At 72.4% G+C, this 11,778-nt stretch carries 13 protein-coding genes and 1 tRNA gene; 11 read left to right on the forward strand and 3 right to left on the reverse strand.

The window, feature by feature from the left end; translation table 11 throughout:
* Positions 1-4: 4 nt before the first annotated feature.
* From glp to VHA72_RS15015, 7 genes are all read left to right on the forward strand, one after another.
* Complete coding sequence (glp, locus tag VHA72_RS14985) at positions 5-1,225, forward strand: molybdotransferase-like divisome protein Glp (protein WP_325576607.1); 1,221 nt, start codon at positions 5-7, stop codon at positions 1,223-1,225.
* Positions 1,225-1,692 (forward strand): cyclic pyranopterin monophosphate synthase MoaC, encoded by a 468-nt coding sequence (gene moaC, locus VHA72_RS14990; RefSeq protein WP_325576609.1) that lies wholly within the window; start codon positions 1,225-1,227, stop codon positions 1,690-1,692. Before glp ends, moaC begins: the two co-directional genes overlap by 1 nt.
* Positions 1,689-2,168, forward strand: coding sequence for a MogA/MoaB family molybdenum cofactor biosynthesis protein (locus VHA72_RS14995; RefSeq protein ID WP_325576611.1), 480 nt, complete (start codon positions 1,689-1,691; stop codon positions 2,166-2,168). Before moaC ends, VHA72_RS14995 begins: the two co-directional genes overlap by 4 nt.
* Positions 2,168-2,779, forward strand: a complete 612-nt coding sequence (locus VHA72_RS15000) for a GNAT family N-acetyltransferase (protein ID WP_325576613.1) — start codon at positions 2,168-2,170, stop codon at positions 2,777-2,779. The genes VHA72_RS14995 and VHA72_RS15000 overlap by 1 nt, the downstream gene beginning before the upstream one ends.
* Before the next feature lie 89 nt (positions 2,780-2,868).
* Positions 2,869-3,645, forward strand: coding sequence for a divisome protein SepX/GlpR (gene sepX, locus VHA72_RS15005; RefSeq protein WP_325576615.1), 777 nt, complete (start codon positions 2,869-2,871; stop codon positions 3,643-3,645).
* A 43-nt stretch (positions 3,646-3,688) separates the two neighbouring features.
* Positions 3,689-3,764: transfer RNA gene (locus VHA72_RS15010), tRNA-Ala, on the forward strand.
* Between the two features lie 163 nt (positions 3,765-3,927).
* Positions 3,928-5,391 (forward strand): GDSL-type esterase/lipase family protein, encoded by a 1,464-nt coding sequence (locus VHA72_RS15015; RefSeq protein WP_325576617.1) that lies wholly within the window; start codon positions 3,928-3,930, stop codon positions 5,389-5,391.
* 15 nt (positions 5,392-5,406) lie between these two features.
* On the opposite strand, the gene VHA72_RS15020 is transcribed toward VHA72_RS15015, so the two are convergent.
* A complete protein-coding gene (locus VHA72_RS15020; protein ID WP_325576618.1) occupies positions 5,407-5,646 on the reverse strand; it encodes a hypothetical protein in 240 nt (79 codons plus the stop codon).
* 99 nt (positions 5,647-5,745) lie between these two features.
* On the opposite strand from VHA72_RS15020, the gene nicT reads away from it, so the two are divergent.
* A complete protein-coding gene (gene nicT, locus VHA72_RS15025) occupies positions 5,746-6,876 on the forward strand; it encodes a Nickel transporter NicT (RefSeq protein WP_325576620.1) in 1,131 nt (376 codons plus the stop codon).
* Position 6,877: 1 nt separating this feature from the next.
* Here nicT and VHA72_RS15030 read toward each other — a convergent pair whose 3' ends face one another.
* Together VHA72_RS15030 and VHA72_RS15035 are read right to left on the reverse strand one after the other, a co-directional pair.
* Positions 6,878-7,261 carry a DUF3054 domain-containing protein gene (locus tag VHA72_RS15030; protein WP_325576622.1) on the reverse strand — a complete coding sequence of 128 codons (384 nt, stop codon included), beginning with the start codon at positions 7,259-7,261 and terminating at the stop codon, positions 6,878-6,880.
* On the reverse strand, positions 7,261-8,997 hold the full coding sequence (locus VHA72_RS15035; protein WP_325576624.1) for a dolichyl-phosphate-mannose--protein mannosyltransferase: 1,737 nt from the start codon (positions 8,995-8,997) through the stop codon (positions 7,261-7,263). Before VHA72_RS15035 ends, VHA72_RS15030 begins: the two co-directional genes overlap by 1 nt.
* 39 nt (positions 8,998-9,036) lie before the next feature.
* Between VHA72_RS15035 and rsmI the strand changes: the two genes are divergently transcribed.
* From rsmI to VHA72_RS15050, 3 genes are read left to right on the forward strand one after another with little or no spacing between them, the layout of a single operon-like run.
* Positions 9,037-9,873 (forward strand): 16S rRNA (cytidine(1402)-2'-O)-methyltransferase, encoded by an 837-nt coding sequence (gene rsmI / locus VHA72_RS15040; RefSeq protein WP_325576626.1) that lies wholly within the window; start codon positions 9,037-9,039, stop codon positions 9,871-9,873.
* Complete coding sequence (locus VHA72_RS15045) at positions 9,870-10,691, forward strand: alpha/beta fold hydrolase (protein ID WP_325576628.1); 822 nt, start codon at positions 9,870-9,872, stop codon at positions 10,689-10,691. The genes rsmI and VHA72_RS15045 overlap by 4 nt, the downstream gene beginning before the upstream one ends.
* Entirely contained in the window at positions 10,688-11,512 is an 825-nt protein-coding gene (locus VHA72_RS15050) for a TatD family hydrolase (RefSeq protein WP_325576630.1), read from the forward strand. Before VHA72_RS15045 ends, VHA72_RS15050 begins: the two co-directional genes overlap by 4 nt.
* Positions 11,513-11,778: the final 266 nt, after the last annotated feature.

Genomic DNA, 11,778 nt, shown 5'->3' on the forward strand with positions numbered 1-11,778 from the left:
GCGCATGCCGGACTCCGTGATCAGCCCCGACGAGTTCCGCTCCCGGATCCTGTCCGCCATCGCCCCGATGGCGGCCTACCCGCAGCCGCTCATGGAGGCGCTCGGCCTGGCCTGTGCCGAGGACGTGCATGCGCAGGTGGCACTGCCGGGCTTCGACAACTCCGCGATGGACGGGTACGCCGTCCGCTTCGAGGACGTCGCCGCCGCCAACGCCGAGGAGCCCGTCGTGCTGCCGGTGGTGGGCGAGATCGGGGCCGGACAGGCCCGGGTGCTCGCGCTCGCACCCGGCACCGCGGCCAAGATCATGACCGGGGCGCCGCTGCCGGTCGGCGCCGACACGATCGTGCCCTACGAGGTCACCGACCGCGGCGTGGCCCGGGTCTCGATCGCCGAGGCGCCCCAGCGGCAAGGCCAGCACGTGCGCTACGCCGGCGAGGATGTCCGGCAGGGCGACCTGGTCGTCCCCGAGGGCACCGTGCTCGGCCCTCGCCACCTCTCCCTGCTGGCCTCGGTCGGCCGGGCCAGTGTCGCCACCCGGCCCCGACCGCGGGTCGTGGTGATCTCCACCGGCGCCGAACTGCGCGAGCCGGGCCAGCCGGTCGGCCACGACTCGATCTACGACGGCAACTCCTACCTGCTGGCCGCCGCCGCCCGCCAGGCCGGCGCGATCGCCTTCCGGGTGGGGATCGTGCCCGACGAGCCGCGGGCCTTCCTGGCGGCGCTGAACGACCAGCTGGTTCGCGCCGACCTGGTCGTCACCTCGGGCGGCGTCTCCCAGGGCGACTACGACGTGGTCAAGGAGGCGCTCGCGCCGCTGGGCATCTGGTTCGGCCCGGTGGCGATGCAGCCGGGCAAGCCGCAGGGCTTCGGCCTGGTCGGGGAGGACCGGGTGCCGATCTTCTGTCTGCCCGGCAACCCGGTTTCGGCGTTCGTCTCCTTCGAGGCGTTCGTGCTGCCGGCGCTGCGCCGGCTGATGGGCAAGGAGCCCTCTGCCCGCCCGTCCCTGCGGGCGCGGCTGACCACCGCGATGGGCTCACCGGCCGGCCGACGGCAGTTCATGCGGGGAAAGTACGCCGACGGCCTGGTGACGCCCGTGGGCAGCCCCGCCTCGCACATGCTGGGCGGGCTGGCGGCCTGCAACTGCCTGCTCGTGGTACCGGAGGACGTCACCGCGCTCGCCGCCGGCGACGAGGTCGACGTCCTGCTGCTGGACCAGGAGTTCTGATGGACCGACTCACGCACGTGGACGAGCGGGGCGCCGCCCGGATGGTCGACGTCTCGGGCAAGGACGTCACCGCCCGGGAGGCGACCGCCTCGGGGCGCGTGCTGGTCAGCCCGGAGGTGGTGGCGCTGCTGCGCGGCGAGGGCGTGCCGAAGGGCGACGCGCTCGCGGTGGCGCGAATCGCCGGGATCATGGGCGCCAAGCAGACCCCGGCGCTGATCCCGCTGTGCCATCCGCTGGCCATCGCGGGGGTGAACGTCGACCTGGCCGTCGCCGACGACGCGGTGGAGATCACCGCGACCGTCCGGACCACCGACCGCACCGGTGTCGAGATGGAGGCACTGACAGCGGTCTCGGTCGCCGCGCTCGCCGTGGTCGACATGGTCAAGGCGGTCGACAAGCGTGCGGTGATCACCGATGTCCGGGTCGAGGCCAAGAGCGGCGGCAGGTCGGGGGACTGGACCCGATGAGCGAGCTCGCCGGCGGCGTGGTGGTCGCCTCCAACCGGGCCGCGGCGGGCGTGTACGAGGACGCCACCGGACCGCTGCTGGTGGAGTTCCTGCGCGAGCTGGGGATCGCGACCGGGGAGCCGGTCGTCGTGCCGGACGGGGAGCCGGTCGGTGCCGCCATCGCGGCGTTCGTGGCCGACGGCGCCCGGGTGGTGCTCACCACCGGCGGGACCGGGCTGACGCCGACGGACCGGACACCCGAGGCGACTCGGCCGCTGCTGGACCGCGAGATCCCCGGCGTCGCCGAGGCGATCCGCGCCGCCGGCGTGGCCAAGGGCATCCCCAGCGCGATGCTGTCGCGCGGCGTGGCCGGCCTGGCCGGCACCTGCCTGGTGGTCAACCTGCCCGGCTCGCGTGGCGGTGTGAGGGACGCCATCGAGGTGCTGCGGCCGGTGCTGGAGCATGCGCTCGACCAGGTGCTGGGAAGCGACCACTGATGGGTCCGCTCCGGCAGCGGGCCTGGCCCGCGACGCTGCGCACGCCGCTGCCCGACGGTGGCACCGTGACGGTGCGGGCGCTCTCCAGCGGTGACGGGCCGGCCTGGCACGAGGCCCGGCGCCGCTCCGCTGCCTGGCTGCACCCCTGGGACGCGACGGTCCCGCCGGGTGGCGATGCCCGGCCGACCACGTTCGCGGCACTGGTACGCCGGCTGCACCGGGCCGCGCGTGCCGGCACGACGTACCCGTTCGCGATCGAGGTCGACGGACACTTCGCCGGGCAGATCACCGTCAACAACATCGTGCGCGGCTCCGCCCAGTTCGCGTCGCTGGGCTACTGGATCGACCGGCAGTACGCCGGGCGGGGCGCCGTACCGCATGCGGTGGCGCTGGTGATCGATCACTGCTTCACGGTGGCCGGGCTGCACCGGATCGAGATCTGCATCCGACCGGAGAACTCCAACTCGCTGCGGGTGGTGGAGAAGCTGGGCATCCAGGAGATCGGGTATGCGCCGCGCTTCCTGCACATCGACGGCGCCTGGCGGGATCACCGGATCTACGCGATCACGGTCGAGGAGTGCCCGGAGGGGATGCTGGCGCGACTGCGTTGAGTGCCAGTCACATCAGTCACAGCAGTTGTTTTGCGACACACCTGTAGACATGCGCCTCAGGTCGCGCTCTCGCTCCTAACCTTCATGACGTGGACCCGAGCGCACTGATCTTCGTCGCCCTTGCCGTGGCGTGGGCTGTCTACCTCATCCCCAAGGCGCTCGAGCACCACGACGAGAGCCTGCGCAGCCGGACGATCTCCACGTTCTCGCACACCATGCGGGTGCTGGCCCGCCGGGAGGCGACCAGTGGGCGGAGCGCGCGGCTGGTGACCGGCGTGGCGAGTGCCCCGGTGGCCGGGTCCGCGCCGAAGGCCGCTCCCGGTGCCGCGCCGAAGGTGCGCCGTCGCCGCTCGCCCGCCGCCCGTCGCCGCAACGTGCTGTCGACCCTGGTGGTCGCCAACGCCCTCGTCGCCGGTGCCGCCTGGTACGGCGCGATCTCCTGGCGCTGGCAGGCCGCCCCGGTCGTCCTGCTGCTCGCCTGGCTGGTGGCCTGCCGGCTGATGGTGCGCCGTGAGCGCTCCGTGCGGCGCGCCCCGCTGCGCCGGCCTGTGCCCGTCGAGACCGTCGGGGCCGGCGACGACTCCGGTGTCGGTGTCGACGACGCCGAGCCGCTCGACCGGGCCGAGGACGACACCACCGACCTGCCGGCCGTCACGGGCAGCTGGGATCCCGTCGACGTACCGCTGCCGACGTATGTCTCCAAGCCGGCCGCGGCGCGCCGCAGCGTCCGCACCATCGACCTGGACTCCACCGGCGTGTGGAGCTCGGGCCGCAGTGCCGCCGACAGTGCCCTGGCCCGGGAGGCCGACGCCGCCCGGCGTACCTCCCGCGAGGAGGAGAGCCCCCGCCGCGCGACGGGGTCCTGATTTCGGCTCCACGCCCGGCCAGTGCTAACGTTGCCGGGCACTCGGGGGTGTGGCGCAGTTGGTAGCGCGTCTCGTTCGCAATGAGAAGGCCAGGGGTTCGAATCCCCTCACCTCCACCAAGCTCAGGCGACCTGTGTCTGCGGAAAGCGCAGACACAGGTCGCTTGGTCTTTCATGGCAGCCTCCGGCCGCGAGGCGTGGGGCCCCAACCCCACGCCGTGGGGCAGCTCCGATCGCGCGGCTTCGCGAACCGCCGTGGTGCGGGCCCGTTAACCTGCAGGGAATGCGCGGCTTCCTACGGTTCGTCGTCCTCACCGGACTGACGCTGGCGGTTGCGCTGATGGTGGCGATCCCGGTCGGGATCGCGCTCACGCCCGCTCGTGACACCACCGTGGCGGGCCAGCAGCTCGGCGTCGGGGCCACCACGCCGGCCACGGGCTGGTTCGGCGGCTGGCGCGGCCCGGCGAGCCTGAAGCAGATCGGCCAGACGGTGGTCGACCTGGAGCCGATCCAGGTGCGCGGGCCGCTGCGGCCGCAGCTCGAGCTCGGCCCGCTGGTGCAGACCGACCATCTCGACACCCTCCTGGACCCGCGCCACGGCACGTCGGCCCGGGACGAGGCGGTCGCCGCGATCACCGGCGCATTCCGCGCCTGGTACCTGCTGGCGACGCTGCTCGTCTTCGCGATCACGCTGGGCATCGTCGGGCTGATCACCAGCGTGCGGATCTGGTTCGCGCTGGCCAGAGCCGGCCGGGGCCGCGGCCACCGGAGCCTGGCCGAGGTATGGCATCGCGAGGGGCGCCAGCTCCCGGCCACCGCCGCCGTCGCCCTGGTGGGGACGCTGGCGGTCTGGGCGGCGGTGGGCCTGGTGGCCGCGCACGACACCCGCGCCGGCCTGGCCGACGTGAGCTCGCCGCGCGACCTCGTCGGGGCCGCGCCGGTGAAGCTGCAGGCGACCGGCCCCCAGGTCACCGGGTACGCCGGCGCGGTGATCGGTGACTCCCGGGCGGTGCGGCTCGGTGGCCCGATCGTGCCGCATGCCGACCCGGATGCGGCGGCGTGCAAGCGCTCCACCGACTCGCTCGCCGCCCAGCTCACCCAGCTCTCGCCCAGCGACCCGGTGCGCAACCTCGCCTGCTCGGGCGCGAGCATCGGCCAGGGTCTCCTCGGCGAGCAGCAGCGGGGCAAGCGCGCGGTGCCGCCGCAGGTCTCGCAGCTGATGAGCATGAGCGGCCTGCAGTTCGTGGTCGTCATGATCGGCCCCAACGACCTGGACTGGACCGCCTTCCTCAAGTACTGCTACGCGGTCCCACACTGCGACGACTCCCTGTCCAACGGGCAGTTCGACTACCGGCTGGCCGAGTTCGACAGGCAGTACGGCGACCTGCTCGCCGCGCTGGACGCCCTGCCCGGGCAGCCGCAGATCATCGTGGTCGGCTCGTACGACGTCTTCGCCCCCGGCGCCAAGTGCGCCGACACGAAGGGCCCCTCCGGAGTACCGGGGCTGGACGCCGGCAACATCTCCCTCCTCATCGAGCGCAACCAGCAGCTCAACCATGTGCTGGAAGCCGGCGCCGACGCCTACCACTTCAGCTACGTGCGGCCCCGGCTGGCCACGCTGTGCCAGGACACCAGCCCCGAGGTCGGTCCGGACCTGCAGGGGCTCGACGACGCGCACCCGTTCCACCCCACCGCCGTCGGCACGCTCCGCATCGCCGCCGCGGTCTTCGCCGCTGTGGGCCGCTGAACCCGGCGGGCCCGGTCAGCAGCGGCGGCGGAAGGGGAGCAGCGCCATCCGCAACTGCAGCCCGGTGTAGCGCAGGCCGACGGCGACCATCAGAGCGACCAGCTCCGGGTCCAGCAGATAGCTCCACATGCCCGGCTCGGTGAGGGCCATCGGCGTGGCCACCACGACCAGGGCGCCGAGCAGCCACAGCGACCACACCCACAGCGGGCGGCCGAGCAGGCGGCGCCGCAGGAGGCGGCGTACGGCGTCGATCACGTCCGTCAGTGTGCCACGCCGAGCCCGGACCGGCACCGCGACCGACACGCTGTCGACCCCCCGATGCTGTTGCGAAACCTTTGCAATAAGATGCTCCGCATGAGCAGCCTCGCGAGCACCCTCGGCCGGTTCCGCACGACGCTGACCCCAGGAGACAAGCGGTCGCTGTGGGGGATGGGCGTCTTCGTGGTGCTGCTGCACGTGGTCGGGCTCGGGATCCTGTTCGGCGCGGTTGCCCCGCAGCACTTCCACATCGGCGGCGACCACCCGATCTTCACCGTCGGCGTCGGCGTGCTCGCCTACACCTTCGGGCTGCGGCACGCGTTCGACGCCGACCACATCGCCGCGGTCGACAACACCACCCGCAAGCTGCTGGCCGACCGGGCCGCGGGCGGACCGGGCGCGCCCAAGCGCCAGCCGCTCAGCGTCGGGTTCTGGTTCTCGCTGGGTCACTCCACCATCGTCTTCACGCTCTCCTTCCTGCTCTCGGTCGGCGTCAAGGCGCTGGTCGGGCCGGTCGAGGACGACAGCTCCCGGCTGCACACCATCACCGGGCTGATCGGCCCGACCGTGTCGGGCGTGTTCTTGTGGGTGCTCGGCATCCTCAACCTGGTCACCCTGCTGGGCATCCTCAAGGTCTTCCGCGACCTGCGTCGCGGCCGGTACGACGAGGCCGAGCTCGAGCGCCGCCTCGACGAGCGCGGCTTCATGAACCGGTTCCTGGGCGGCCTCACCAAGGCGGTGCGCAAGCCGTGGCACATCTACCCGGTGGGGGTGCTGTTCGGCCTCGGCTTCGACACCGCGACCGAGGTGGGTCTGCTGGTGCTGGCGGGCGGCGCGGCGGCGTTCGCGCTGCCGTTCTACGCGATCCTGGTGCTGCCCGTCCTGTTCGCGGCCGGGATGTGCCTGATGGACACCATCGACGGGGTGTTCATGAACGCGGCGTACGGCTGGGCCTTCGCCCGCCCGGTCCGCAAGATCTTCTACAACCTCACCATCACCTCGATCTCGGTGGCGGTGGCGCTGGTGATCGGCACCATCGAGCTGGCCGGCGTGATCGCGGACCGCGCCGACATCACCCACGGCCCGATCGCCAAGCTGGCGCAGGTCCCGCTCGACTATGCCGGCTACGGCATCGTGGCCCTGTTCGTGGTCGCCTGGGCCCTGGCGATCACGGTCTGGAAGGTCGGCCGCATCGAGGACCGCTGGGCCCCGGACCTCGGCCAGTAGCTCAGCGCGCGGTACGCCGTCGGACCAGCGCGGCGATCGCGCGCCAGCCCAGCATCGTCAGGGCCAGGAAGCAGATCGCCACGATCAGGAAGCCGACCGCGATCCCGCGGCCGCTGAGCAGCCGCAGCACCATCCCCAGCACGTACGTCGAGGCCAGCACCGCGATGCCCGCCGGACGCCACCGCAGCGGGTCCCAGCCGCGGCGCACCACCACCAGCCAGCCGAGCAGGCAGGCCACCAGGTAGGGCCAGGCGATCCGGGCGATGACCCACCACGTCGAGGACTCGTCGTGGGCCGACTTGCCGCCGGCCGCGAACGCGATCACGCAGACCAGGTCGAGGGCCAGCGGCCACCAGGCCCTCACGGAGGCCTTCGGGGAGCGCATCAGATCCACCTCTCGAACCAGATCCGGTTCAGCCAGTCGGCGTGGGTCAGCAGCCGGTCGGTGTAGATCGGCCAGAACCACGCGAAGTTCACCAGCACCAGCACGAAGAACGCGCCGGAGACGATCACGCCGGCGGTCCGCTGCGGCGTGGACACCCGGGAGGGGCCGATCATCCGGCCGATCAGCAGGGTCAGCGCCAGCACCAGGTAGGGGATGGTCGCGATCGCGTAGTAGCTGAAGATCGGCCGGTCGCCGTACGGAAGCCAGGGCAGCCAGGTGGAGAGCGCGCCGACCACGGCGACGCCGAAGCGCCAGTCGCGGGCGCCGATCCACAGGATCCCGGCGGCGATCAGTGCCAGGCAGCCGCCCCACCACAGCGCCGGGGTGCCGAGGAGCAGCACCTGCTTGAGGCAGGTGTCCCCGGCCGGCGCCGTACAGCCGTCCTGACCGGGCTTGATGCCGGTGTCGGCGGCGACGCCGACCGGCCGGTTGAGCAGCAGCCAGCCGGCCGGCTGGGAGGCGTAGGTGTGGGTGGCGCAGTTCAGGAAGTGGGTGTGGAAGGTGTAGACGTCGCGGTGGTAGTCCCACAGCGACTCCAGCGCCTGCCTCACCCCGGCCAGCCCGTGCTGCTCGGGCTCCTTGGCGGTGGACCACTTCGCGTTCGGGTTCGCGTCGTCGGAGACGTAGGTGGTGCCGTCGCAGTGCCCGTGGCCGGTGTACTGCGTGTACTGCGTCGAGGACAGCGTGGTCTCGTAGGCGTGGTGGTGCACCAGCCACCCCGTCCAGGTCGCGGTGTAGACGACCGCCGCGACCACGATCAGGTGCACGAAGGCGACCGCGCCGTCGGCGAGCAGCGCCTTGAGCCGGGCCCAGCGCACGCCGAAGGAGCGGCGCGCGCCCGCGCACCAGGCGACGTAGAGGACCGAGAACGCCGCCAGCGGGTAGAGCGCGTCCCATTTGGTTCCGACCGCCAGGCCCCAGGCGACGCCGGCCGCGAGCAGCCACGGTCGGAACAGGAACGCCGCCACCGGCCCGAACGAACGTGCGTCGGTGATCGGCGCGGCCACCCGGCGGGCCATCCTGGCGCGGTACCAGTCCCGGTCGGCGACCATGCAGTGCACGGCGAGCAGGCTGAAGAAGGCCAGGAAGATGTCGAGCAGGCCCAGCCGGGAGAGGACGAACTCCAGCCCGTCGAAGCACAGCAGCAGGCCCGCGACCGCGCCGAGCAGGGTCGAGCCGGTCAGCCGCCGGACGAACCGGATCATCAGCAAGATCATCAGGCTGCCGACCACGGCGGCGGCGATCCGCCAGCCGAACGGATCCATCCCGAAGACCTTCTCGCCGGCGGCGATCAGCCACTTGCCGACCTCGGGGTGGACGATCATCTCCGGCCCGGAGCCGTAGACCGCCGACGGGTCGGTGTGACCGGCCAGGATGGTCTTGTCGGCGTTCGCGACGGCGTTCTTCGCGTAGCCGTAGTGCAGCAGCGACCAGGCGTCCTTGGCGTAGTAGGTCTCGTCGAACTCGAACAGGTGCGGCGTCCCCAGGTGCCACAGCCGCATCACCAGGGCGAGCGCGGTGATCACCAGCGAGACCACCCAGCCGACCACCGGATCCTCGCGGGTCACCCGGCGCGCGGCGCGCTGCCAGGCCGACGGCAGCGGCCGACCGAGCGCCGTGGTGGACAGCCCGACGAGCTGCTCGGCCTCCGGCTCCGGCGTGGTCTCGGTCGTCACGCCGCTGAACTCTACGGGCCGGGCTGACATCATGCGGGTGTGACCACCGGAGTACTCGTCCTCGCGGCCACCCCGATCGGGCAGGTCCGCGACGCGCCGCCCCGGCTCGCCGAGGAGCTGGCCGGCGCGGACGTCGTTGCGGCCGAGGACACCCGCCGGCTCAAGCGGCTCACCGGCGAGCTGGGGATCACCGTCGGCGGTCGGGTGGTCTCCTACTTCGAGGGCAACGAGCAGGCGCGTACGCCGGCACTCCTCGACGCGCTGCTGGCCGGTGAGCGGGTGCTGCTGGTGACCGACGCCGGCATGCCCAGCGTCAGCGACCCCGGCTACCGGCTGGTCGCGGCGGCGGTCGAGCACGATGTACGGGTCACGGCCGTGCCCGGGCCCTCCGCCGTACTGACCGCGCTGGCGATCAGCGGGCTGCCGGTGGACCGGTTCTGCTTCGAGGGCTTCCTGCCACGCAAGGCGGGCGAGCGGGGCCGGCGGCTGGCGGCGCTGGCGACCGAGGAGCGCACGATGGTGTTCTTCGAGGCACCGCACCGCACCGAGGCGGCGCTGGCGGCGATGGCGACGGCACTCGGCGAGGACCGGCCCGCGGCGGTGTGCCGCGAGCTGACCAAGACGCACGAGGAGGTACGTCGCGGCGCCCTCGGCGAGCTGGTCGGCTGGGCCGCCGACGGGATCCGCGGCGAGGTCACCATCGTGGTCGCGGGTGCCGCCCCCGGTGGCAGGGTGGACTCCGACCCGGCCAGCCTGCGGGCGGCCGTCACACAGCTGGAGGAGGACGGGATGAGCCGCAAGGAGGCGATCGCCGAGGTCGCCCGGCAGGCGGGACTGCCCAAGCGCGAGGTCTACGACGTGGTGCACCGGTCATGAGGATCACGTCCTATCGCAACGACGGGCTGACCTTCGACGTCGGCGACGCCGGTCCCGAGGACGGGCCCGCGGTCGTGCTGCTGCACGGCTTCCCGGAGCGCTCCTCGTGCTGGCGCGACGTGGTGCCGCTGCTGCACGAGCACGGCCTGCGCACCGTCGCGCCCGACCAGCGCGGCTACTCGCCGGGCGCGCGCCCGCGCGGCCGGCGCGCCTATGCGCTGCCTCGGCTCGCCGGGGACGTGGTGGCGCTGATCGAGCGGCTCGACGGCCCGGTGCACCTGGTCGGTCACGACTGGGGCGCCTCGGTGGGCTGGTATCTCGCGGCCCGGCACCCCGAGCTGATCGCGTCGTACACCGCCTTCTCGGTGCCCCACCTGCTGGCCTTCCAGCGGGCCCTGCGCGGGCGGCAGGCGCTCAAGTCCTGGTACATGGCGATGTTCAACATCCCCGTCCTGCCCGAACGGCTTGCCGCGCTCGGGGTCCTCGACCGGCTGTTGCGTCACGCCGGCATGACCCGGGCCGACGTCGCCCGCTTCCACACCGAGATCGTCGAGTACGGCGCCCTGCCCGGTGCGCTGGCCTGGTATCGGGCGCTGCCGTTCGCCGCCGCGCTGGGCGACCTGACGGTGCCGGTGCCGACCACGATGGTGTGGAGCGACGGCGACACCGCGATCGACCGCACCGGCCCCCAGGAGACGGTCAAGTACTGCACGGGGCCGTACGAGTACGTCGAGCTCGTCGGCGTGACGCACTGGATCCCCACGCAGGCGCCCGAGGCGGCCGCGGAGGCGATCCTGACCCGGATCGGAGTCTCGTGAGCTATCCCGACCTCCCGGAGCCGCTGCCGGCCCCGGTGGTGGACAACCACTGCCATCTCGACATCGCCCGCGGCGAGGACAGCCTGCCGGTGCCCGAGGCGCTGACCCGGGCCGCGTCCGTCGGGGTGACCCGGATCGTGCAGATCGGCTGCGACGTACCCTCGGCGCGGTTCGCCGAGGAGGCGGCGCGGACCTACGACAACGTCATCGGCGGCGCCGCGCTGCATCCCAACGACGCGCCGCTGCAGGCCGACCTCGAGGACGCCCTCGCCGAGATCGAGCGGCTGGTCGCCGCCCACCCCAAGATGCGGGTGGTGGGGGAGACCGGGCTGGACTTCTTCCGTACCGGCGAGGAGGGCCGGGCGGTCCAGACCGAGTCGTTCCGCCGGCACATCGACATCGCCAAGCGGCACGACAAGACGCTGCAGATCCACGACCGCGACGCTCACGAGGCGGTGCTGGCCGTCGTCGACTCCGAGGGTGCGCCGGAGCGCTGGGTGATGCACTGCTTCTCCGGCGACGCGGCCTTCGCCCGGGCCTGCCTGGACCGGGGCGCTTACCTGTCCTTCTCGGGAACGGTCACCTTCAAGAACGCCGGCTATCTGCGCGAGGCGCTGGCGGTCACGCCACGCGACCGCATCCTGGTGGAGACCGATGCGCCGTTCCTGACCCCGCATCCGCATCGCGGCGCGACCAACTCGGCGTACATGGTGCCGACCACGATGCGGGTGATGGCGCAGGTGCTCGGCGTCGACCTCGAGGCGCTGTGCGTGAGCGTCGATGAGAACACCGACCGGGCTTACGGAGGTTCCTGGGGCTGATGTGACCGGTGTGCCGTCCTCGGGAGAGACTGGTCACCTTTTTGCCCGAAATCGGCGTCGTCGAGTTGAGTTCGGCGCCGATCCTTGGTGGTCTGGACCGCTGACGGCCGGGATCGGAGGCATCGCCAGCCAGCGTTCGGGGGGCTCCTGCTCGGGGGTGCGTGAACGCCGGCACCGAGGCCCGGGGAGCTCGAACATCGGAGAATCGTGCAGTTCCGCACGCTCGCGCAGCGCCTCAACACCCGTTTCAACAACCGCTTGACCCT

Origin of the sequence: Nocardioides sp., assembly GCF_035547795.1 — a bacterium.
Lineage (GTDB): Bacteria > Actinomycetota > Actinomycetes > Propionibacteriales > Nocardioidaceae > Nocardioides.

Coding starts and splice junctions, on each gene's coding strand:
- glp (WP_325576607.1), top strand. CDS start 5: ATGCCGGACTCCGTGATCAGCCCCGACGAGTTCCGCTCCCGGATCCTG.
- moaC (WP_325576609.1), top strand. CDS start 1,225: ATGGACCGACTCACGCACGTGGACGAGCGGGGCGCCGCCCGGATGGTC.
- VHA72_RS14995 (WP_325576611.1), top strand. CDS start 1,689: ATGAGCGAGCTCGCCGGCGGCGTGGTGGTCGCCTCCAACCGGGCCGCG.
- VHA72_RS15000 (WP_325576613.1), top strand. CDS start 2,168: ATGGGTCCGCTCCGGCAGCGGGCCTGGCCCGCGACGCTGCGCACGCCG.
- VHA72_RS15015 (WP_325576617.1), top strand. CDS start 3,928: ATGCGCGGCTTCCTACGGTTCGTCGTCCTCACCGGACTGACGCTGGCG.
- nicT (WP_325576620.1), top strand. CDS start 5,746: ATGAGCAGCCTCGCGAGCACCCTCGGCCGGTTCCGCACGACGCTGACC.
- VHA72_RS15030 (WP_325576622.1), bottom strand. CDS start 7,261: ATGCGCTCCCCGAAGGCCTCCGTGAGGGCCTGGTGGCCGCTGGCCCTC.
- VHA72_RS15045 (WP_325576628.1), top strand. CDS start 9,870: ATGAGGATCACGTCCTATCGCAACGACGGGCTGACCTTCGACGTCGGC.